Below are 22197 nucleotides of genomic sequence, written 5' to 3'. Positions count from 1 at the left end.
GCTTGGCTAAGGGAAATCACGGCTCCGTCGGGCCGGCGGCGAGCCGCGGCGCTACGACGGAACATCGCCGGGCCCGCGGGCCCGGCATCCAAAGCTTTACGCGCCGACGCGTTGCGGTTGCGGCGCGGCCTGAGCCTGGCGGGAGACGCCCGCTTCGAACTCGGGACGGAAATATTTCAAGGCACTGCCCAGCGGTTCGACGGCGCCCGGTGCGTGGGCGCAGAAGGTCTTGCCGGGGCCGAGGAAGTTGACCAGCTGCTCGAGGGTCTCGAGGTCGCCGGGCTGGCCTTCGCCACGTTCCAGCGCGCGCAGGAGCTTCACGCTCCACGGCAGGCCGTCGCGGCACGGGGTGCACCAGCCGCACGACTCGCGGGCGAAGAACTCTTCCATGTTGCGCAGCAGCGAGACCATGTTGATGCTGTCGTCCACCGCCATGGCCAGGCCGGTGCCCATGCGGGTGCCGACCTTGGCGATGCCGCCGGCGTAGAACAGGGCGTCCAGGTGCTCGGGGAGCAGGAAGCCGGTGCCGGCGCCGCCGGGCTGCCAGGCCTTGAGCTTGTAGCCCTCGCGCATGCCGCCGGCGTAGTCCTCGAAGACCTCGCGCACCGGGATGCCGAAGGGCAGTTCCCAGATGCCGGGGTTCTGCACCTTGCCGGAGAAGCCCATGAGCTTGGTGCCCATGTCTTCGCTGCCCGGGCGCGCCAGGCCCTTGTACCACTCGACGCCGTTGGCGACGATGGCCGGGACGTTGCACAGGGTCTCGACGTTGTTGACGCAGGTGGGTTTGCCCCACACGCCGACGGCGGCCGGGAACGGCGGCTTGGAGCGCGGGTTGGCGCGGCGGCCTTCCAGGGAGTTGATCAGCGCGGTTTCTTCGCCGCAGATGTAGCGGCCGGCGCCGGTGTGGACGAACAGCTCGAAGTCGAAGCCGCTGCCGAGGATGTTCTTGCCCAGCAGGCCCGCGGCCTTGGCTTCGTCGATGGCGCGGTTGAGGTTGCGCGCCGCGTCGACGTACTCGCCACGCAGGAAGATGTAGCCGCGGTAGGCCTTCAGCGCCCGCGCGGAGATCAGCATGCCTTCCACCAGCAGGTGCGGCAGCTGCTCCATGAGCATGCGGTCCTTCCAGGTGTTGGGCTCCATCTCGTCCGCGTTGCACAGCAGGTAGCGGATGTTGAGGGATTCGTCCTTGGGCATCAGGCCCCACTTCACGCCGGTGGGGAAGCCCGCACCGCCGCGGCCCTTGAGGCCGGAGTCCTTGACGGTCTGGACGATGTCGTCGGCGGCCATCTCGGCCAGCGCCTTGCGCGCGGCGGCATAGCCGTTCTTGGCCTGGTATTCCTCCAGCCAGACCGGGGCGCCGTCGTCACGCAGGCGCCAGGTCAGCGGGTGGGTTTCCGCGGCGCGCGCGGTGCGGTTGGGCGTGCCGTAGGAGGTGAGGACGGTCATGCGTAGGCCTCCAGCAGTTTGGCGACCGCCGACGGCTCGAGGTTGCCGTGGGTATCGTCGTCGATCATCAGCGCCGGGGCCTTGTCGCAGTTGCCCAGGCAGCACACCGGCAGCAGGGTGAAGCGGCCATCGGCGGTGGTCTGGCCGAGGCCGATGCCGAGCTGCTTCTGGATTTCGCCGACCACCGACTCGTGGCCGCCGATGTAGCAGACCATGCTGTCGCACACGCGGATGATGTGGCGGCCCACCGGCTGGCGGAAGATCTGGCTGTAGAAGGTGGCCACGCCCTCGACGTCGCTGTCGGGGATGCCGAGGATCTCGGCGATCGCCGGGATGGCGCCGTCCGGCACCCAGCCACGTTCCTTCTGGACGATCTTCAGGGCTTCGATGGACGCCGCGCGGGAGTCCTCGTAGTGGTGCAGTTCGTGCTCGATGGCCGAGCGCTCGGTTTCGCTCAGGGCGAAACGGTCAGTCTGGATGATGGTGCTCATGATCAGCGGTCCACGTCAGCCATAACGAAGTCGATGCTGCCCAGATAGGCGATCAGGTCGGCGATCATGCTGCCGTTGATGACCGACGGAATCTGTTGCAGGTGCGCGAAGCTGGGCGTGCGGATGCGGGTCCGGTAGCTCATGGTGCTGCCATCGCTCGTCAGGTAGTAGCTGTTGATGCCCTTGGTCGCTTCGACCATCTGGAAGGCTTCGTTGGCCGGCATGACCGGGCCCCAGGAAACCTGCAGGAAGTGGGTGATCAGCGTCTCGATGTGCTGCAGCGTGCGCTCTTTGGGCGGCGGCGTGGTCAGCGGGTGGTCGGCCTTGTACGGGCCTTCGGGCATGTTGTTCAGGCACTGCTCGATGATGCGCAGGCTCTGGCGCATCTCGCCCATCTTGACCATGCAGCGGTCGTAGGCGTCGCCGTTGGCCGCCAGCGGCACTTCGAACTCGAAGTTCTCGTAGCCGGAGTAGGGGCGGGCCTTGCGCAGGTCGAAGTCGCAACCGGTGGCGCGCAGGCCGGCGCCGGTGGTGCCCCACTCGAGGGCTTCCTTGGTGTTGTACTGCGCAACGCCGATGGTACGGCCGCGCAGGATGCTGTTCTGCAGGGCGGCCTTCTCGTACTCGTTGAGGCGCTTGGGCATCCAGTCGAGGAATTCGCGGACCAGCTTGTCCCAGCCGCGCGGCAGGTCGTGGGCGACGCCGCCGATGCGGTACCAGGCCGGGTGCAGGCGGAAGCCGGTGATGGCCTCGACCACCTTGTAGGCGCGCTGGCGGTCGGTGAAGGTGAAGAACACCGGGGTCATGGCGCCCACGTCCTGGATGTAGGTGCCCAGGTACAGCAGGTGGTTCAGGATGCGGAAGAACTCCGACATCATGATGCGGATGACGTCGACGCGCTGCGGCACCTTGATGCCGGCGAGCTTCTCCACCGAGAGCACGTACGGCAGGTTGTTCATCACCCCGCCGAGGTAGTCGATGCGGTCGGTGTAGGGGATGAAGCTGTGCCAGGACTGGCGCTCGGCCATCTTCTCGGCGCCGCGGTGGTGGTAGCCGATCTCCGGCACGCAGTCGAGGATTTCCTCGCCGTCGAGCTGCAGGATGATGCGGAAGGCACCGTGGGCGGACGGGTGGTTCGGGCCGAGGTTGAGGAACATGAAGTCCTCGTTCTCGCCGTGGCGCTTCATGCCCCAGTCCTCGGGCTTGAAGCGCAGGGCCTCCTGCTCCAGCTCCTGCTTGGCGACGGAGAGGGAGTAGGGGTCGAACTCGGTGGCGCGCGCCGGGTAGTCCTTGCGCAGCGGGTGGCCCTGCCAGGTCGGCGGCATCAGCATACGGACCAGGTGCGGATGGCCGTTGAAGTGGATGCCGTACATGTCCCAGACCTCACGCTCGTACCAGTTGGCGTTCGGCCAGATACGGGTGGCGGTGGGCAGGTTGAGGTCGCCTTCGGACAAGGCCACCTTGATCATCACGTCACTGTTACGCTCGAGCGACATCAGGTGGTAGAACACGCTGAAGTCGGCGCCCGGCAGGCCGCGACGGTGGGTGCGCAGGCGCTCGTCGACCCCGTGGAGGTCGTAGAGCATCACGTAGGGCTTGGGTACGTTGCGCAGGAAGGTGAGGACGTCGATCAGCTTCTCGCGGCTCACCCACAGGACCGGCATGCCGGTGCGGGTGGCCTGGACGGTGAAGGTCTCGGCGCCAAAGCGGGAATTCAGTTCGACGACTATGTCTTGGTCGTCCGCCTTGTAAGGCGGGATGTACAGAGCGGAGTCTGCGGTCATGGTCTCGGTCGCTATCGGTCAACGGTGGAGTGAAGAAGGGCCTCTCGTGGAGGTCCGCTTCACACTTCGTCGGGGCTGCGCAGGTTGGTGACCGCAATGCGCTGTTCGCGCTTGAGGTCCTTCTGGGCAGGCATTTCGGCACGGTAGATGCCTTGATCGCCAACCACCCAGGACAACGGGCGACGCTCCTGGCCGATGGATTCCTGCAGCAGCATCAGGCCTTGCAGGAACGCCTCGGGGCGGGGCGGGCAGCCGGGGATGTAGACGTCCACGGGGAGGAACTTGTCGACCCCCTGGACCACCGAGTAGATGTCGTACATGCCGCCGGAGTTGGCGCACGAGCCCATGGAGATCACCCACTTGGGTTCCAGCATCTGCTCGTACAGGCGCTGGATGACCGGGGCCATCTTGATGAAGCAGGTGCCGGCGATGACCATGAAGTCCGCCTGGCGCGGCGACGCACGAATCACTTCGGCGCCGAAGCGGGCGATGTCGTGGGGCGCGGTGAACGCCGTGGTCATCTCCACGTAGCAGCAGGACAGGCCGAAGTTGTAGGGCCACAGCGAGTTCTTGCGACCCCAGTTGACGGCGCCGTTGAGAACATCCTCGAGCTTGCCCATGAAGATGTTCTTGTGGACCTGCCCCTCTACGAGGGGGTCGTCTACCGTTTCGCGCTGGCCGATCGGGTACTGATCGTTGGCCGCATCGGGGTCGATCCGGGTAAGTTTGTATTGCATCGCCAAAGCCTCATTGTTTTAGCTTCGCCTGCCGCTCGCGACGAGCCGCCGGCGCCCAATCGAGCGCGCCGACCCGCCATAGATAGACAAGACCTGCCAACAGAATTGCAATGAAAATGGTGGCCTCGACCAGACCGGCCCAACCGCTTTCACGGACGGACACGGACCAGGCGAAGAGGAAGAGGGCTTCGACGTCGAAGATCACGAAGAGCATCGCGACCAGATAGAATTTTGCCGACAGGCGCAGGCGTGCGCTGCCGGTGGGAACGATGCCGGATTCGAAGGGCTCGTTCTTGCTGCGACCAAATGCCTTGCTGCCCAGCAGCGAGGAAACCCCTAGCATGAAGGCCAGCAGGCCGACCACGCCTAGAAGGAAGGCGGCGAGTCCCCAGTGTTGAGCTGCAAGTTCAGCTGGGTTGGGCATGCCGATACTCCTTCCTACAAAAATTAGCGGTGGTCTTGGATTCCGGGCATTTGCCCGTCTGCATGAACCTAGGGCTCAAGATAGCGAGCTAAGGGTTCGAGTGATCTTTCCAATTTTATGCCCAAAGCCTCCGGCAAGTAAATTTTTCTAACACAAACAGATGCTTCCAAATCCGGCAAAAGCCTTTTGCATTTTTGTCCGGCCCGCGGCTGCAGGCCGCTCCGCGCCTGGGCTGGCGCGGGTGAGGCTTTGGTCGAATGGCACTTTTGCAGATAAGAAGAAAGTATTTCTGTTGCTCTATAAATGATAAATATTATCATTCGCGGTGTCGTTTATCCGTAACTTTACTACATATAGGCGTCGTACTTTTTATTGTCGGCCGTTTTATGGGTTTATGGGCGTCAATTGTCGTCGGGAATTTCCCAATGAGCCGTTGCGGGGTGGGGCGCGTATGGCGCGCAGGACGCGCCGTGCCTCACGGCGGGCCCGTAGGAGCGGACTCCGTCCGCGATTTCGCGCGCAGGGCGCGCTCCTACGGGGGATGGTGGGGTAGGGGGGGAGGAGCGGATCTCATCCGCGAAACGCGCCTGGACGTCCGGCTATTGCGGAAAAAGGGGGGGATGCCATGCCTCACGGCAACTGTAGGAGCGGGCCCTGCCCGCGATTCGCGCGCCGGACATGAAAAAACGCCGTTCCCCTGGGGGAACGGCGTTTTTCTGGAGCTACACCTTTGCGGCCGGGCCGCATCCCGGCCCCGAGGGACCGGATGAACCTGTCCTTAGTGGAACTGGTTCATGGTGTTGTCTTTGCCCGAGGCCTTCAGAGCGGCTTCGCCAGCGAAGTACTCCTTGTGGTTGTCGCCGATGTCGGAGCCGGCCATGTTCTGGTGCTTGACGCAGGCGATGCCCTGGCGGATTTCCTGACGCTGCACGCCCTTCACGTAGGCCAGCATGCCCTGGTCGGCGAAGTAGCCCTTGGCCAGGTTGTCGGTGGACAGGGCCGCGGTGTGGTAGGTCGGCAGCGTGATCAGGTGGTGGAAGATGCCGGCGTGGGCCGAGCCGTCGCGCTGGAAGGTGCGGATCTTCTCGTCGGCGATCTGGGCCAGCTCGGTCTCGTCGTACTCGACGCTCATCAGCTTGGCGCGGTCGTAGGCGGAAACGTCCTTGCCTTCGGCGACGAACGCATCGAACACCTGCTGGCGGAAGTTCAGGGTCCAGTTGAACGACGGGCTGTTGTTGTACACCAGCTTGGCGTTCGGGATGACTTCGCGGATGCGGTCAACCATGCCCTTGATCTGGCCAACGTGCGGCTTCTCGGTTTCGATCCACAGCAGGTCGGCGCCGTTCTGCAGCGAGGTGATGCAGTCCAGCACGCAACGGTCTTCGCCGGTGCCCTTGCGGAACTGGAACAGGTTGGACGGCAGGCGCTTGGGACGCAGCAGCTTGCCGCCGCGGTTGATCACCACGTCGCCGTTCTGCAGCTCGGCGGCGCTGATTTCGTCGCAGTCGAGGAAGGAGTTGTACTGGTCGCCCAGGTCGCCCGGTTGCTTGGTCACGGCGATCTGCTTGGTCAGGCCGGCACCCAGGGAGTCGGTACGGGCGACGATCACGCCATCGTCCACGCCCAGCTCGAGGAAGGCGTAGCGAACCGCGTTGATCTTGGCGAGGAAATCTTCGTGCGGAACGGTCACTTTACCGTCCTGGTGGCCGCACTGCTTCTCGTCGGAAACCTGGTTCTCGATCTGGATGCAGCAGGCACCGGCCTCGATCATTTTCTTGGCCAGCAGGTAGGTGGCTTCCGGGTTGCCGAAGCCGGCGTCGATGTCGGCGATGATCGGTACCACGTGGGTTTCGTAGTTGTCGATCTGGTTCTGGATTTCTTCATGCTTGGCCTTGTCGCCGGCTTCGCGGGCGGCGTCCAGGGCGGTGAAGAGCAGGTCCAGTTCGCGGGCGTCAGCCTGGCGCAGGAAGGTGTAGAGCTCTTCGATCAGGCCGGAAACCGCGGTCTTCTCGTGCATGGACTGGTCGGGCAGCGGGCCGAAGTCCGAACGCAGCGCGGCGACCATCCAGCCGGACAGGTAGAGGTAGCGCTTGTTGGTGGTCTTCAGGTGCTTCTTGATGGAGATCAGCTTCTGCTGACCGATGAAGCCGTGCCAGCAACCCAGCGACTGGGTGTAGACGGAAGCGTCGGCGTCGTACTCGGCCATGTCCTTGCGCATGATGGCCGCGGTGTACTTGGCGATGTCCAGCCCAGTCTTGAAGCGGTTCTGGGCGCGCATACGGGCGACGGACTCGGGGTTGATAGCGCTCCAGCTGCTGCCGAACTTCTCTTTCAGGGCGGCAACGGCCTTGATGTCGTTCTGATATGCGGACATGGTCAACAATCCTTCAAAAAATGTGTTGGTTGAGCACCGACTTCCCACGCCAGACCTGTGTGTAGTCACGGTAGTGGAGCGGGTTGCTCGCCGCAGATGGCGAAATGACGACTGGAAGGATTGACGCAGAGGGAGAGGGGGTGGAGCGGGCGAACAGGTAGATGATCGCAGCGATGGCATTCGGGATCGCTTGCCGGCTCGTGGCTGCCGTTGGGCGAGGGCGAATGGCTGCATTCGACCATCTTGCTGATACGTTCTTTGCTTCCCCGTCCCTCAGGACAACTTCTTGCCAGTCGCAACCTCGTCATTTCGCCTTGTGGGCTGTAACAACACGGACCGGCACAACGAGTGGGCTGTGGCCTCGGCCCGGAGGCCCGGTTCAGGGCCCCTGGTTAGCGGGAGCGAGGCCATCATGCCTTTCGAACAATCGTTCGTCAAACGTTTTGTAGTGTTTTTTTTGGACTACTACACGAAGGTCTAAGGAGGACTCCCCGGTCACCTCCGGAAGGCTCAGTCGAGCACTTCGACCTTCACCCGCAGGCTACTGTCGCTGCGCCCCTGGGTGCTGTAGTTGCGCGTCAGGCCGCCCTGGTCGCTACGGCTGTTTTCGCTGGTGCCGCCCACCTCGATCCACTCGCCGAGGCGGCCGCTGAGGCGGGTGCTGGTGCCGGCGGTGTCCATGGCGCCGGGGGCGCTGTTGTTGAAGCGGTCGTTGCGGGTGTCCAGGTCGATGTGGACGATGTTGCCGCTGAGGGTGGCGGTCACGTACATGCCGCGGTTGGCGTCGCGGTACTCGGTCTGGCTGTAGACCTGGCCGTAGGGGCCGACGCCGACGTTGTACACCGGCTGGCTCTGGCCGACCTGGATCAGCGCCGGCGAGCCCTCGGTGGTCTGGACCTGCTGCACGCCGCCGCTGCGGCTGGCGGTGGAGCTGTCGATGATGCGCACCTGGTCGCGGCCGTGGACCTCGCCGCGGCCGCTCTGGATCTCGACGTTGCCGACGCTGGCCGAGCCGTTCACCGAGTAGCCGCTGCGGCTGCGCTGGCTGGAGTCGCTGGTGTCGACGCTGATCAGCAGGCGGTGGGGGCGGGTGTCCAGTTGCTCCAGCACCTGCTGCAGTTCGCGGATCTTCGCCGGCTCGGCGTTGACCACCAACTGGTTGCCGTAGGCGGTCACCCGGCCTTCGTTGCCCAGGACCTGCTGGGCCACCGGCAGTATTTCGTCGGCGGTGCGGTAGCTCAGCGGCAGGATCTCGGTGCGCGGCGCGGCCTGGGCGGCCAGGCTGATGGCGCAGGCGAGGAGCAGGGCGGTTCGGTGATGGCTCACAACAGGAAGCTCCGCAGGTTCGGGTCGGACCGGCTGGTGTCCCAGGCCTGGTCGAACTGCGCCTGCAACTGGCGGACGCGGCCGGGGTCGTTGTAGTGGGCGTGGCCGGCGGGCAGCGCCGGTTCGGTTCGCAGCAGCAGGCCGAGCTGGTCGGCGAGCAGGAAAGCCTGTTCCGGGCTGGGGTAGTCCGGGTTGAGCAGGCGGATGTGCAGGTTGCTGGACAGGCGCCGGCTGAGGTTGAGCAGGCGGTGGCCTTCCTTGACCGGGCGGGTGCTGTCGCGCAGGAGGATGCGCAGGCGGTTCTGCGGGTGGCGCAGCAGCAGGCGGGTGCAGGCCTGCTGGATGCTGCTGTGGTTGTACAGCCAGGCTTCCAGGTCCGGGCTGTACAGGCACAGGTTGCGCTGGGCCTGCTGCATCAGCGCCAGGGCGTGGGCGCGGGCCGCTTCGGGTTCGCCGAAACGCTGCAGGCCGCTGTCGTCGCCGAGGCGGAAGGGCGCCGGCTCCCAGGGGCGGGAGGCCGGCAGCTCGGGTTCCGGGTTGTGCACGGTAAAACGCCCCGGGGAATGGAAGTCGATGCCTTCAGGTTCCGGGGCGTCTTTCATCGCGGTTTCCTCAGGCGCTTTCGCGCACCATGTCGACGTGGGGCAGGCCGGCTTCGAGGAATTCGCCGCTGGCCACCTTGAAGCCTAGCCGCTCGTAGAAGGGGATGGCGTAGACCTGGGCGGTCAGCAGCTGGCGCTTGAGCTGGCGGCGCTCGGCTTCCTCGATGGCGGCGCGCATCAGCAGGTCGCCGACCTTCAGCCCGCGCCAGTCCCTGAGTACCGACACCCGGCCGATGTGGCCGTCGGGCAGCAGGCGCGCCGTGCCGATCGCGTAGTCCCCCTCGAAGGCGAGGAAGTGCACGGCTTCCGCATCCTCGGCGTCCCATTCCAGTTCCGGCGGCACCGATTGCTCTGCGATGAAGACCGCCTCGCGGATGCGCCGCAGGTCGGCATTGTCCTTCTGCCAGTCGGCCAGGCGAACCCTGATCTTGTTACTCATCGGCAAACTCCAAACTGCCCTGTTTGACCAATTCTGCCAACAGCTTACGCCCATCCTCATCGCCCAGCCATTGGCCGAGGTTGTCGCTGTGCAGTGCGTCCGCCGAGCAGACCAGTTTGAGCAGCGGCTCCATGGTCTTGGGCAGAACCACGCTCTGGCCGCTGGAGAACAGCAGCAGGCCGACGTCCACTTCGCTCCAGGCCAGGCGCGCGCTGGGGTTGCGCACCAGCACGGCGCCGTCCTCGAGGGCTTGGCGCAGGTCCGCGTCGTCGATTTCCTCGCCGGCCACCAGTTCCGGGTAGCGCGGCTCGGTCATGAACTGGCCGAACCAGGTGAGCAGCAGGCGTTCGTCGCTCATGTGCTCCTGCAGCAGGTTCTTCAGGCGGTCGAGGGCGTCGCGCTGGATCTTGTGCTGGTCCTCGCCGCTCTTCACCGCGGCCATGCCGGCATCGGTGTAGCGCTCCTCGTCGGAGAGGAACTGGGCGAGGAAGTCGGTGAAGTGGGTCAGCACTTCGGCGGCGCTGGGCGCGCGGAAGCCCACCGAGTAGGTCATGCACTCGTCCTCGGCGATGCCGTAGTGGGCCACGCGCGGCGGCAGGTAGAGCATGTCGCCGGGTTCCAGCACCCATTCGTCGCTCTGCTGGAAGTCGGCCAGGATGCGCAGGTCGGCGTGCTGCAGCATCGGGCTGTCGGCATCGCACAGCTGGCCGATCTTCCAGCGGCGGCGGCCATGGCCCTGCAGCAGGAACACGTCGTAGTTGTCGAAGTGCGGCCCTACGCCGCCGCCTGGCGCGGCATAGCTGATCATCACGTCGTCGATGCGCCAGCTGGGCAGGAACTTGAAGTGCTCCAGCAGTTCGGCGACCTCCGGCACGAACTGGTCGACGGCCTGCACCAGGAGGGTCCAGTCGCGCTCGGGCAGTTCCTTGTAGGTGTCCTCGCTGAAGGGGCCGCGGCGCATTTCCCAGGGCGTCTTGCCGTGTTCGAGGATGATGCGCGACTCGACGCTGTCTTCCAGGGACAGGCCGGCCAGTTCGTCGGCCTCCAGCGGGCTTTCGAAACCGGGGATGGCCTGGCGCACCAGCAGGGGTTTCTTCTGCCAGTAGTCGCGGAGGAATTCATCGGCGCTGATGCCGCCCAGGAGCTGAAGAGGAATAGCAGGATTCATATGTAAGTCCTTGAAACAAAAACGCCCGGCACAGCCGGGCGTGCAAATGTTCAGCGCATGTCAGATGCGCTTGGCCTGGGCGGCGGCGTTGCCGATGTAATTCGCCGGGGTCAGCTTCCTCAGCTCGGCCTTGGCTTCGGCGGGCATGTCGAGGCCGTCGATGAACACCTGCAGGGCCTCGGCGCTGATGCCTTTGCCGCGGGTCAGCTCCTTGAGCTTCTCGTAGGGGTTCTCGATGCCGTAGCGGCGCATCACGGTCTGCACCGGCTCGGCCAGGACCTCCCAGCAGGCGTCCAGGTCTTCGGCGATGCGCGCGGCGTTCAGCTCCAGCTTGCCGATGCCCTTGAGGCTGGCTTCGTAGGCGATGACGCTGTGGGCGAAGCCGACGCCGAGGTTGCGCAGCACGGTGGAGTCGGTCAGGTCGCGCTGCCAGCGGGAGATCGGCAGCTTGCTGGCCAGGTGCTGGAAGATCGCGTTGGCGATGCCCAGGTTGCCCTCGGAGTTCTCGAAGTCGATCGGGTTGACCTTGTGCGGCATGGTCGAGGAGCCGATCTCGCCGGCCACGGTCTTCTGCTTGAAGTAGCCCAGGGAGATGTAGCCCCAGACGTCGCGGTCGAAGTCGATGAGGATGGTGTTGAAGCGGGCGATGGCGTCGAACAGCTCGGCGATGTAGTCGTGCGGCTCGATCTGGGTGGTGTAGGGGTTCCAGGCCAGGCCGAGGTCATGGACGATGAACTCGCGGGCGTTGGCTTCCCAGTCCACCTGCGGGTAGGCCGACAGGTGGGCGTTGTAGTTGCCCACCGCGCCGTTGATCTTGCCCAGCAGTTCGACTTCGGCGACCTGCTTGATCTGCCGCTCCAGGCGGTAGACCACGTTGGCCAGTTCCTTGCCCAGGGTGGTCGGCGAGGCCGGCTGGCCGTGGGTGCGCGAGAGCATGGGGACGTCGGCGAACTGGACCGCCAGCTCGCGGATCGACTCGGCGATCCGGCGCATCAGCGGCAGCAGCACCTGGTCGCGGCCTTCGCGCAGCATCAGGGCGTGGGACAGGTTGTTGATGTCCTCGCTGGTGCAGGCGAAGTGGATGAACTCGCTGACCTTGGCCAGTTCCGGCAGCTTGGCGGCCTGCTCCTTGAGCAGGTACTCCACGGCCTTGACGTCGTGGTTGGTGGTGCGCTCGATTTCCTTGATGCGCTGCGCGTGCTCCAGCTGGAAGTCCTCGGCCAGCTTGTCGAGCAGGGCGTTGGCTTCGCCGGAGAAGGGCGCGACCTCGGGGATGCCGGCGTGCGCCGCGAGGCGCTGCAGCCAGCGGACCTCCACCAGGACGCGGAAACGGATCAGGCCGTATTCGCTGAAGATCGGACGCAGGGCGCTGGTCTTGCTGCCGTAGCGGCCGTCGACGGGGGAAACCGCGGTAAGGGAGGAAAGCTGCATGGGGCGTTCTCGTGGCTGTCGGTCAACGAAAAGGGCGCACATCATATACGAATGGGCGCGCCTTCGCCCGTACTTGCTGCCATACGGAAGGCGCCCGTGCGGGCGCCCCGGCGGCTTCAGTCGGCGCCGCGCAGGATCGGGCGCAGTTCGCCCAGCAGCTTGCGCCGGCTGAACACCATTTGCCAGCGGTTGCCGCCCAGCTGCCGCCACAGGCGCGCCGAGCGGATGCCGGCCAGCAGCAGGGCGCGGATGCGCGCGGCGTTGGCGTTGATCTGCAGGTAGCGCATGTCGCCGTGCACCTGGATGCGCTGGCGGAAGGTGCTCAGGGTGTCCTGGTAGAGGCCGGCGCAGGAGGCGATGACGTTCTCGTGGACCAGGCCGAAGTGCTGCACCTGCTGCTGCACCTGGTCCAGGCGCGAGCCGATCAGGTCGAGCATGTCGTCGCGCTTGGCCAACTGGCGCTCCAGGCCGATCAGCGACAGCGCGTAGCGCAGCGGTTCGCGCTGCAGGCTGTTGGGGTCGCGCTCCAGGGCGCTGGCCAGGGCGCGGAAGCCCTCGCGCAGGTTGTGGATGTCGCCGCCGAACACGTCCAGGGTGGTCTTCGGCTCGCGCACCAGCAGGCTGCCGAGCATGCAGCCCAGCGGGGCTTCGGGAATCTGCCCGGTGCGGGCCAGGCGGTCCACCAGGGCGGCGGCTTCGAAGACGCCGGCGAGGGCGATCAGTTGGTCGCGCAACTCGCTCATGCACGCTCCTTGGGGTAGGCCGGCTCGGCCGATTCGATCACGCCACCGCCCAGGCACACCTCGCCGTCGTAGAACACCACGGACTGGCCCGGGGTGACGGCGCGCTGCGGCTCGTCGAACACCGCGCGGTAGCCGTCGGCGGTGCGCTCCAGCAGGCAGTCCTGGTCGGCCTGGCGGTAGCGCACCTTGGCGCGCAATGCGCGCGGCTCGGGCAGCTCCAGCGGGTTCACCCAGAAGATGCTGGAGGCGTGCAGGGCGCGGGAGAACAGCCAGGGGTGGTCGTTGCCCTGGCCGACGACCAGCACGTTGCGCGCCAGGTCCTTCTCCAGTACGTACCAGGGGCTGTCGTCGGCGTTCTTCATGCCGCCGATGCCCAGGCCCTGGCGCTGGCCGATGGTGTGGTACATCAGCCCGGCGTGGCGGCCGATGACGGTGCCGCCGGTGGTCTCGATATCGCCCGGCTGCGCCGGCAGGTACTGCTTGAGGAAGTCGCTGAAGCGCCGCTCGCCGATGAAGCAGATGCCGGTGGAGTCCTTCTTCTTCGCCGTGGCCAGGCCGTATTTCTCGGCGATGGCGCGCACTTCCGGCTTCTCCAGCTCGCCCACCGGGAACAGCGTGCGGGCGATCTGCTCGCCGCCCACGGCGTGGAGGAAGTAGCTCTGGTCCTTGTTCGGGTCCAGGCCCTTGAGCAGCTCGGTGCGGCCGTCGATGTCGCGGCGGCGCACGTAGTGGCCGGTGGCGATCAGGTCGGCGCCCAGGGCCAGGGCGTAGTCGAGGAAGGCTTTGAACTTGATCTCGCGGTTGCACAGGATGTCCGGGTTCGGCGTGCGCCCGGCCTTGTACTCGGCGAGGAAGTACTCGAAGACGTTGTCCCAGTACTCGGCGGCGAAGTTGGCAGTGTGCAGCCTGATGCCGATGCGGTCGCAGACGGCCTGGGCGTCCGCCAGGTCGGTCATGGCTGTGCAGTACTCGGTGCCGTCGTCCTCTTCCCAGTTCTTCATGAACAGGCCTTCCACCTCGTAGCCCTGCTCCTTGAGCAGGAGGGCGGAAACCGAGGAGTCCACGCCGCCGGACATGCCGACGATGACGCGGCCCTTGCCGGGCTGGACGGGGGAGGTGGGGCTGGAATCGGACATGGCAGGCTATCGCGGGCTTCGGTGCAAAAGCGGGATTCTATCAGGCCGGGTTCGGCACGGGCAGTTCGGCATCGCGGATCAGTGCCAGGGGGAAGCGTCCGCCGGCCAGGTAGTCGTCGATGCAGCGCGCTACCAGGTGGCTGCGCCAGCTGTCCTTGCGGGCTTCCAGCTCCTCGCGGGTCAGCCAGCGCGGGCCGATGATGCCGTCGTCCAGCGGCAGCTCCGGGCGATGCCGCAGCGGGCGGGCGGCGAAGCACACGCGCTGGTAGGTGACGCCGTTGCTCGGCGCGGTATAGAGGTAGATGCCGGTGACCGCGGTCAGTTCGACTTCCCAGCCGGTTTCCTCGAGGGTTTCGCGCACGGCGGCCTGCAGCAGGCTCTCGTCGGCCTCCAGGTGGCCGGCGGGCTGGTTCAGCACGGCCTTGCCGTGGGAGGTTTCCTCCACCAGCAGGAAGCGGCCCTGATCCTCGACGATGGTTGCGACTGTGATATGCGGTTGCCAGCGCATGGGTGGTCCTCCGGGGGAAATGGGCATGATAACCCTGGAGGGTGGGGACGGTGTTGGGTGGAGGCTTTTGTAGGAGCGAGCTTGCTCGCGAACAGTGCCTCCCGGCGGGTGCGGTGTGTTGGGTTGACTCCGCAACCCTCTCCCCAGCCCTCTCCCTGAAGGGAGAGGGGACCGATCGGTATGCTCGGATACTCCTGAGTTCGCCGGCAGCTCCTGAAGTATCCGGCTAAAACCATGCTCCCAGCCGGCACGGACTAGCCCCCTCTCCCTTCAGGGAGAGGGCTGGGGAGAGGGTGCGGAGCGCAGCCTGACGCCGAAACAACCGGGAGCCTGTTCGCGAGCAAGCTCGCTCCTACGAAAAGCCGAAAAACGTATGCGCTAACGCCCTGAAATGAAAAACCCCGGCACAAGGCCGGGGTTTTCGTCGGTCACGCTAGCCGTCGGCTCAGTTCAGCGAGTCGATGGCGGCGTTGAAGGTGGCGCTGGGGCGCATCACCTGGCTGGTTTTCTCCGGGTTGGAGCGGTAGTAGCCACCGATGTCCACGGCCTTGCCCTGGGCGCCGTTCAGTTCGGCGACGATGGTCGCTTCCTGCTCGGTCAGGGTCTTGGCCAGCGGGGTGAAGTGGGCTTTCAGCTCGGCGTCGTCGTTCTGCGCGGCCAGGGCCTGGGCCCAGTACAGCGCCAGGTAGAAGTGGCTGCCGCGGTTGTCGATCTCGCCGACCTTGCGCGCCGGGGACTTGTTGTTGTCCAGCAGCTTGCCGGTGGCTTCGTCGAGGGTCTTGCCCAGGACCTTGGCCTTGGCGTTGCCGGTCTTGATGCCTTCTTCCTCCAGGGACACGGCCAGGGCCAGGAACTCGCCCAGGGAGTCCCAGCGCAGGTAGTTCTCTTCAACCAGCTGCTGCACGTGCTTGGGCGCCGAACCGCCGGCACCGGTCTCGTACATGCCGCCACCGGCCATCAGCGGAACGATGGAGAGCATCTTGGCCGAGGTGCCCAGTTCCATGATCGGGAACAGGTCGGTCAGGTAGTCGCGCAGTACGTTGCCGGTCACCGAGATGGTGTCCTGGCCGCGGATCATGCGCTCCATGCTGGTGCGGATGGCTTCGTTGTAGCCCTTGATGCTGATGTCCAGGCCGGTCAGGTCGTGGTCCTTCAGGTACAGCTCGACCTTCTTGCGCAGCTCGTTGTCGTGGGCGCGCTCCGGGTCCAGCCAGAAGATGGCCGGGGTGTTGGACTGGCGGGCGCGGGTGACGGCCAGCTTGACCCAGTCGCGGATCGGGGCGTCCTTGGTCTGGCAGGCGCGCCAGATGTCGCCGGCTTCGACTTCGTGCTGCATCAGCACCTTGCCGTCGGCGTCGACCACGCGCATGGTGCCGTCGGCTTCCATCTCGAAGGTCTTGTCGTGGGAGCCGTATTCCTCGGCCTTCTGCGCCATCAGGCCGACGTTCGGCACGCTGCCCATGGTGGTCGGGTCGAAGGCGCCGTTGGTCTTGCAGAAATTGATCATCTCCTGGTAGATGCGGGCGTAGGTGCTCTCCGGCATCACCGCCTTGGTGTCCTTCTGTTTGCCGTCCTTGCCCCACATCTGGCCGGAGTTGCGGATCATCGCCGGCATGGAGGCGTCGACGATCACGTCGCTGGGGATGTGCAGGTTGGTGATGCCCTTGACCGAGTCGACCATCGCCATTTCCGGGCGGTGGCTGTACACCTCGTGGATGTCGTGGAGGATTTCTTCCTGCTGGGAGGCCGGCAGCGACTTGATCTTGTCGTAGACGCTGGAGATGCCGTTGTTCGGGTTCACGCCCAGCTCTTCGAACAGCTTGCCGTACTTGTCGAACACGTCCTTGTAGTAGACGGTGACGGCGTGGCCGAAGACGATCGGGTGGGAAATCTTCATCATGGTCGCCTTGACGTGCAGGGACCACATGACGCCGGTTTCCTTGCAGTCCTGCAGGGTCTTCTCGAAGAAGGCGCGCAGTTTGCTGCAGCTCATGAACATGCTGTCGAGGACTTCGCCTTCCTGCAGGGCCAGCTTCTTCTTCAGCTCGACCTTGCCGTCCTTGCCGACGAACTCGATGCGCACTTCACCGGCCTTGGGAACGGTGACCGACTGCTCGCTGGAGAAGAAGTCGCCGCCGCGCATGTAGTCGGCGTGCGAACGCGAGGCCATGCTCCACTTGCCCATGCTGTGCGGGTGCTTGCGGGCGTACGCCTTGACCGCGGCCGGGGCGCGGCGGTCGGAGTTGCCTTCGCGCAGGACCGGGTTCACGGCGCTGCCGAGGATCTTGGCGTAACGGGCGCGGGTGTCTTTCTCTTCGTCGGTCTGCGGGTCTTCCGGGAAGTCCGGGACGGCGTAGCCCAGGGCCTGCAGCTCGGCGATGGCGCCCTTGAGCTGGGGTACCGAGGCGCTGATGTTCGGCAGCTTGATGATGTTGGCGTCGGGGGCGGTGGCCAGCTTGGCCAGGTAGGCCAGGTCGTCTTCGATGGTCTTGTCGCCGAGCTTGTCGGTGAAGGCGGCGAGGATGCGTCCTGCAAGAGAGATGTCGCGGGTTTCGACGTCAATGTCGGCGGAGGCGGCGAAGGCCTTGACGATCGGGAGGAGCGAGTAGGTGGCGAGGGCGGGTGCTTCGTCGGTGAAGGTGTAGGTGATCTTCGAGCGGTTGGACATCTACTATGACTCTCTTCTTTGCTGGGCGCGCACAGAGTCTCGATACGCCTTGGTGGGCGCTTTCGTCCGACACGGCAAGGTGCCGGCATTCGAGAATTGCCGCGGGGATATTGGGGCGCCAGTAGAGCGTTGTACGACCACGTCAGGGTGGCGACGTGGCCGTTGCGAGGAGAGGGGTCTGGTCCCAGACGGCCCGGACCTCGATGACTGTGAAGTCACGGCGCGCAGTATACCACTCTATCGGCGGGGTGACGCATCCGAGGCTTTTAGACTAAGGCATAAGTTTGTGGTTAGGGGCGGGCAACTGGGCTACCCTCAGGGGCTGCAACAGGGTTCAACCACAACACGGAGTTCAGCATGGGATACCAGAAGATCCAGGTGCCGGCCGCAGGTGAGCGCATCACCGTCAATGCCGACAATTCCCTGAATGTACCGAACAACCCGATCATTCCCTACATCGAAGGCGACGGCATCGGCGTTGATATCAGCCCGGTGATGATAGACGTCGTCGATGCAGCCGTGGAAAAGGCCTACAAGGGCCAGCGCAAGATCGCCTGGATGGAGGTCTATGCCGGCGAGAAGGCCACCCAGGTCTACGACCAGGACACCTGGCTGCCCGAAGAGACCCTGGAGGCCGTGCGCGACTACGTGGTGTCCATCAAGGGGCCGCTGACCACCCCCGTCGGCGGCGGCATCCGCTCCCTCAACGTGGCCTTGCGCCAGCAGCTCGACCTCTACGTCTGCCTGCGCCCGGTGCGCTGGTTCGAAGGCGTGCCCAGCCCGGTGAAGAAGCCCGGCGACGTGGACATGGTGATCTTCCGCGAGAATTCCGAGGACATCTACGCCGGCGTCGAGTGGAAGGCCGGCTCGCCCGAGGCGCAGAAGATCATCAAGTTCCTCACCGAGGAGATGGGCGTCAAGAAGATCCGCTTCACCGAGGATTGCGGCATCGGCATCAAGCCGGTATCCCGGGAAGGCACCCGGCGCCTGGTGCGCAAGGCCCTGCAGTACGCCGTGGACAACGACCGCAGCTCGGTCACCCTGGTGCACAAGGGCAACATCATGAAGTTCACCGAGGGGGCCTTCAAGGACTGGGGCTACGAGCTGGCCCGCGAGGAGTTCGGCGCCGAACTGCTGGACGGCGGCCCCTGGATGCAGTTCAAGAATCCGCTGACCGGGCGCAACGTCGTGGTCAAGGACGTGATCGCCGACGCCATGCTGCAGCAGATCCTGCTGCGTCCGGCCGAATACGACGTGATCGCCACCCTGAACCTGAACGGCGACTACCTCTCCGACGCCCTGGCGGCGGAAGTGGGCGGCATCGGCATCGCCCCGGGGGCCAACCTGTCGGATTCGGTGGCCATGTTCGAGGCGACCCACGGCACCGCGCCCAAGTACGCCGGGCAGGACAAGGTCAACCCGGGCTCGCTGATCCTCTCCGCCGAGATGATGCTGCGGCACATGGGCTGGAGCGAGGCGGCCGACCTGATCATCAAGGGGATGAACGGCGCCATCGCGGCCAAGACCGTGACCTACGACTTCGAGCGGCTGATGGAAGGCGCCAAGCTGGCGTCCTGCTCGGAGTTCGGCGAGGCCATGATCGCCAAGATGTAACAGGCGTGAGACAACGAAAAAAGGCCGGTGCTCGCCGGCCTTTCTTCATTTGCTTCGCCGGTAATGGCGGGGCAGGGGGATCAGGCTTCTGCGGTGACGCTCTGCACCTCGCTGCTGGGGCTGGCCTGGGCGGTGCTGGCCGGCGCGCTGGCGCCGATCGGCTGGATGTTCACCGCATGCAGACCCTTCGGACCTTGCAGGATCTCGAAGCTGACCGGCTGGCCGGCCTTGAGCGTCTTGTAGCCATCCATCTGGATCGCCGAGTAATGAGCGAACAGGTCCTCATCTCGGCCGTCGGCCAGGATGAACCCATAGCCCTTGGCGTTGTTGAACCACTTGACCTTACCGCTGAGCATGCTGATATCCCTCTGCAAAGGACTCCATCGCTGGAGTATCATCCACTACGATTCCGCTCCAACCCTAGAGATTCCAGGGCCGCAGAACGCCTGATACCCGCTGTGGGGTATCCTTTGTTTGTAACACCGTTTTGGGGTTAGTCAAGGCGCTCTCGTCCGCGCCTGAGATTCAGGTCAAACTCCACTCAGGCCTTTAATTCCCACGTTGCGAACCCATTTATTCCAGCATGCATGCAAGTAGCCAGATTCGACTAACATTCAATCAGGACCGTCCCGATCCCCTTGAGGAAGAGGGGGCCGGGCTCGCGGTCGAGGAATCCAAGCCGGCCCTGAAACCTCCGCCGATGTACAGGGTCATCATGTTCAACGATGACTACACGCCGATGGATTTCGTGGTAGAGGTACTGGAGCTGTACTTCAACATGAACCGGGAGCAGGCGACCAAGGTCATGTTGACCGTACATACTCAGGGCAAGGCGGTCTGCGGCACGTTCACCCGTGACATCGCCGAGACCAAGGCCATGCAGGTCAATCAGTATGCGAGGGAGAGCCAGCATCCACTGTTGTGTGAGATTGAGAAAGAAAGCTGATGCGGATGTTTGGAGCGAGGTGAAGCCATGTTGAATCGAGAGCTCGAAGTCACCCTCAATCTCGCCTTCAAGGAAGCGCGGGCAAAACGGCATGAGTTCATGACCGTCGAGCACCTGCTGCTGGCGCTCCTGGACAACGAGGCGGCGGCCACCGTGCTGCGCGCCTGCGGGGCGAACCTGGACAAGCTGCGTCGTGATCTGCAGGAATTCATCGATTCCACCACGCCGCTGATCCCGCAGCACGACGAGGACCGCGAGACCCAGCCGACCCTGGGCTTCCAGCGCGTGCTGCAGCGCGCGGTGTTCCACGTGCAGAGCTCCGGCAAGCGCGAAGTGACCGGCGCCAACGTGCTGGTGGCCATCTTCAGCGAGCAGGAGAGCCAGGCGGTGTTCCTGCTCAAGCAGCAGAGCGTCGCCCGCATCGACGTGGTGAACTACATCGCCCACGGCATCTCCAAGGTGCCCGGCCATGCCGAGCACCAGGAAAGCGACCAGGAGATGCAGGACGAGGAGGGCGGCGAGTCCTCCACTTCCAGCCACCCGCTGGACGCCTACGCCAGCAACCTCAACGACCTGGCGCGCCAGGGCCGCATCGACCCGCTGGTCGGCCGCGAATCCGAGGTGGAGCGCGTGGCGCAGATCCTCGCCCGGCGGCGCAAGAACAACCCGCTGCTGGTGGGCGAGGCCGGTGTCGGCAAGACTGCCATCGCCGAAGGCCTGGCCAAGCGCATCGTCGACGGCCAGGTGCCGGACCTGTTGGCCGACAGCGTGGTCTATTCCCTGGACCTGGGCGCGTTGCTGGCCGGAACCAAGTACCGCGGTGACTTCGAGAAGCGCTTCAAGGCGCTGCTCAACGAGTTGCGCAAGCGCCCGCACGCGGTACTGTTCATCGACGAGATCCACACCATCATCGGCGCCGGCGCGGCGTCCGGCGGGGTGATGGATGCGTCCAACCTGCTCAAGCCGCTGCTTTCCTCGGGCGAGATCCGCTGCATCGGCTCGACCACCTTCCAGGAATTCCGTGGCATCTTCGAGAAGGACCGCGCCCTGGCGCGACGCTTCCAGAAGGTCGACGTCACCGAGCCATCGGTGGAAGACACCGTGGGCATCCTCAAGGGGCTCAAGCCGCGCTTCGAGCAGCACCACCACGTCGAGTACAGCGACGAGGCCCTGCGCGCCGCCGCCGAGCTGGCCGCACGCTACATCAATGACCGGCACATGCCGGACAAGGCCATCGACGTCATCGACGAGGCTGGCGCCTACCAGCGCCTGCAGCCGGAAGAGAAGCGCGTGAAGCGCATCGAGGTGGCCCAGGTCGAGGACATAGTGGCGAAGATCGCGCGGATCCCGCCCAAGCACGTCACCAGTTCGGACAAGGAGCTGCTGCGCAACCTGGAGCGCGACCTCAAGCTGACGGTGTTCGGCCAGGACGCGGCCATCGAGTCGCTGTCCACCGCCATCAAGCTGTCCCGGGCGGGGCTGAAGTCGCCGGACAAGCCGGTCGGCTCCTTCCTCTTCGCCGGCCCCACCGGGGTGGGCAAGACCGAGGTGGCGCGCCAGCTGGCCAAGGCGCTGGGCGTGGAACTGGTGCGCTTCGACATGTCCGAGTACATGGAGCGGCACACGGTATCGCGGCTGATCGGCGCCCCGCCGGGCTACGTCGGCTTCGACCAGGGCGGCCTGCTCACCGAGGCCATCACCAAGACGCCGCACTGCGTGCTGTTGCTGGACGAGATCGAGAAGGCCCACCCGGAAGTCTTCAACCTGCTGCTGCAGGTGATGGACCACGGCACCCTGACCGACAACAACGGGCGCAAGGCGGACTTCCGCAACGTCATCGTCATCATGACCACCAACGCCGGCGCGGAAACCGCGGCACGGGCCTCCATCGGCTTCAGCCAGCAGGACCACACCAGCGATGCCATGGAAGTGATCAAGAAGAGCTTCACGCCGGAGTTCCGCAACCGCCTGGACACCATTATCCAGTTCGGCCGGCTCAGCCACGAGACGATCAAGAGCGTGGTCGACAAGTTCCTCACCGAGCTGCAGGCGCAGCTGGAGGACAAGCGCGTCCAGCTCGAGGTCAGCGACACGGCGCGCAACTGGCTGGCGGAGAAGGGCTACGACCCGCAGATGGGCGCTCGCCCGATGGCGCGGCTGATCCAGGACAAGATCAAGCGGCCCCTGGCCGAGCAGATCCTGTTCGGCGAACTGGCCGAGCACGGTGGCGTGGCGCACATCGACCTGAAGGACGGCGAGCTGGTCTTCGAGTACGAGGTGGTCACCGCGGAGCCGGCCTGACGGTCGGCTTTTCGGCCCAAACGCAAACGCCCGGCAATGCCGGGCGTTTTGCTATTCGT

The 22197-nt window shown here is 65.1% G+C and carries 19 protein-coding genes; 3 read left to right on the top strand and 16 right to left on the bottom strand.

Translation table 11 applies throughout. The features are described 5' to 3' along the window. Window positions 1-96 precede the first annotated feature (96 nt). The 15 genes from nuoF to VV867_RS24830 all read right to left on the bottom strand — a co-directional run bounded on the left by nuoF (window position 97) and on the right by VV867_RS24830 (window position 17277). Window positions 97-1446 carry an NADH-quinone oxidoreductase subunit NuoF gene (gene nuoF, locus VV867_RS24900; protein WP_109932205.1) on the bottom strand — a complete coding sequence of 450 codons (1350 nt, stop codon included), beginning with the start codon at window positions 1444-1446 and terminating at the stop codon, window positions 97-99. Continuing rightward, window positions 1443-1937, bottom strand: coding sequence for an NADH-quinone oxidoreductase subunit NuoE (gene nuoE, locus VV867_RS24895; RefSeq protein ID WP_116424017.1), 495 nt, complete (start codon window positions 1935-1937; stop codon window positions 1443-1445). The genes nuoF and nuoE overlap by 4 nt, the downstream gene beginning before the upstream one ends. 2 nt (window positions 1938-1939) lie before the next feature. After that, window positions 1940-3721, bottom strand: coding sequence for an NADH-quinone oxidoreductase subunit C/D (gene nuoC / locus VV867_RS24890; RefSeq protein WP_109932209.1), 1782 nt, complete (start codon window positions 3719-3721; stop codon window positions 1940-1942). A gap of 59 nt (window positions 3722-3780) precedes the next feature. Beyond that, window positions 3781-4458, bottom strand: coding sequence for a NuoB/complex I 20 kDa subunit family protein (locus VV867_RS24885; protein ID WP_089394801.1), 678 nt, complete (start codon window positions 4456-4458; stop codon window positions 3781-3783). A gap of 10 nt (window positions 4459-4468) precedes the next feature. Further along, window positions 4469-4882 (bottom strand): NADH-quinone oxidoreductase subunit A, encoded by a 414-nt coding sequence (locus VV867_RS24880; RefSeq protein ID WP_009623254.1) that lies wholly within the window; start codon window positions 4880-4882, stop codon window positions 4469-4471. A gap of 778 nt (window positions 4883-5660) precedes the next feature. Next, window positions 5661-7256, bottom strand: a complete 1596-nt coding sequence (locus VV867_RS24875; protein ID WP_328567833.1) for an isocitrate lyase — start codon at window positions 7254-7256, stop codon at window positions 5661-5663. 510 nt (window positions 7257-7766) lie between these two features. Continuing rightward, window positions 7767-8582, bottom strand: coding sequence for a secretin N-terminal domain-containing protein (locus VV867_RS24870; RefSeq protein ID WP_328567832.1), 816 nt, complete (start codon window positions 8580-8582; stop codon window positions 7767-7769). After that, complete coding sequence (locus VV867_RS24865) at window positions 8579-9184, bottom strand: DUF7931 domain-containing protein (RefSeq protein ID WP_109933553.1); 606 nt, start codon at window positions 9182-9184, stop codon at window positions 8579-8581. Before VV867_RS24865 ends, VV867_RS24870 begins: the two co-directional genes overlap by 4 nt. A 10-nt stretch (window positions 9185-9194) precedes the next feature. After that, on the bottom strand, window positions 9195-9623 hold the full coding sequence (locus VV867_RS24860; RefSeq protein ID WP_109933554.1) for a GNAT family N-acetyltransferase: 429 nt from the start codon (window positions 9621-9623) through the stop codon (window positions 9195-9197). Then, window positions 9616-10791 carry a ribosomal protein uL16 3-hydroxylase gene (locus VV867_RS24855; RefSeq protein ID WP_328567831.1) on the bottom strand — a complete coding sequence of 392 codons (1176 nt, stop codon included), beginning with the start codon at window positions 10789-10791 and terminating at the stop codon, window positions 9616-9618. Before VV867_RS24855 ends, VV867_RS24860 begins: the two co-directional genes overlap by 8 nt. 60 nt (window positions 10792-10851) lie before the next feature. Continuing rightward, window positions 10852-12222, bottom strand: coding sequence for an adenylosuccinate lyase (gene purB / locus VV867_RS24850; protein WP_328567830.1), 1371 nt, complete (start codon window positions 12220-12222; stop codon window positions 10852-10854). A gap of 116 nt (window positions 12223-12338) precedes the next feature. Next, window positions 12339-12965, bottom strand: coding sequence for a high frequency lysogenization protein HflD (hflD, locus tag VV867_RS24845; RefSeq protein ID WP_089394794.1), 627 nt, complete (start codon window positions 12963-12965; stop codon window positions 12339-12341). Then, window positions 12962-14101 carry a tRNA 2-thiouridine(34) synthase MnmA gene (gene mnmA / locus VV867_RS24840; protein ID WP_328567829.1) on the bottom strand — a complete coding sequence of 380 codons (1140 nt, stop codon included), beginning with the start codon at window positions 14099-14101 and terminating at the stop codon, window positions 12962-12964. The genes hflD and mnmA overlap by 4 nt, the downstream gene beginning before the upstream one ends. 40 nt (window positions 14102-14141) lie before the next feature. Next, entirely contained in the window at window positions 14142-14609 is a 468-nt protein-coding gene (locus VV867_RS24835) for an NUDIX hydrolase (RefSeq protein WP_109933558.1), read from the bottom strand. A gap of 445 nt (window positions 14610-15054) precedes the next feature. Next, window positions 15055-17277 (bottom strand): NADP-dependent isocitrate dehydrogenase, encoded by a 2223-nt coding sequence (locus VV867_RS24830; protein WP_109933560.1) that lies wholly within the window; start codon window positions 17275-17277, stop codon window positions 15055-15057. A 357-nt stretch (window positions 17278-17634) separates the two neighbouring features. Here VV867_RS24830 and icd point away from each other — a divergent pair, with 357 nt between their 5' ends. Next, a complete protein-coding gene (gene icd / locus VV867_RS24825; RefSeq protein WP_109933561.1) occupies window positions 17635-18891 on the top strand; it encodes an NADP-dependent isocitrate dehydrogenase in 1257 nt (418 codons plus the stop codon). Window positions 18892-18971: 80 nt separating this feature from the next. Here icd and cspD read toward each other — a convergent pair whose 3' ends face one another. After that, on the bottom strand, window positions 18972-19247 hold the full coding sequence (cspD, locus tag VV867_RS24820) for a cold shock domain-containing protein CspD (protein ID WP_109933562.1): 276 nt from the start codon (window positions 19245-19247) through the stop codon (window positions 18972-18974). 227 nt (window positions 19248-19474) lie between these two features. On the opposite strand from cspD, the gene clpS reads away from it, so the two are divergent. Together clpS and clpA are read left to right on the top strand one after the other, a co-directional pair. Beyond that, the gene (clpS, locus tag VV867_RS24815; RefSeq protein ID WP_024128657.1) at window positions 19475-19837 is read left to right on the top strand and encodes an ATP-dependent Clp protease adapter ClpS; all 363 of its coding nucleotides are present in this window, start codon (window positions 19475-19477) and stop codon (window positions 19835-19837) included. A 27-nt stretch (window positions 19838-19864) separates the two neighbouring features. Further along, on the top strand, window positions 19865-22138 hold the full coding sequence (gene clpA / locus VV867_RS24810) for an ATP-dependent Clp protease ATP-binding subunit ClpA (protein WP_275626932.1): 2274 nt from the start codon (window positions 19865-19867) through the stop codon (window positions 22136-22138). Window positions 22139-22197: the final 59 nt, after the last annotated feature.

The organism is Pseudomonas sp. JH-2, from assembly GCF_036231725.1.
GTDB classification, from domain to species: Bacteria; Pseudomonadota; Gammaproteobacteria; order Pseudomonadales; family Pseudomonadaceae; genus Pseudomonas; species Pseudomonas delhiensis.
This window is presented reverse-complemented; position numbering and strand designations above follow the sequence as displayed.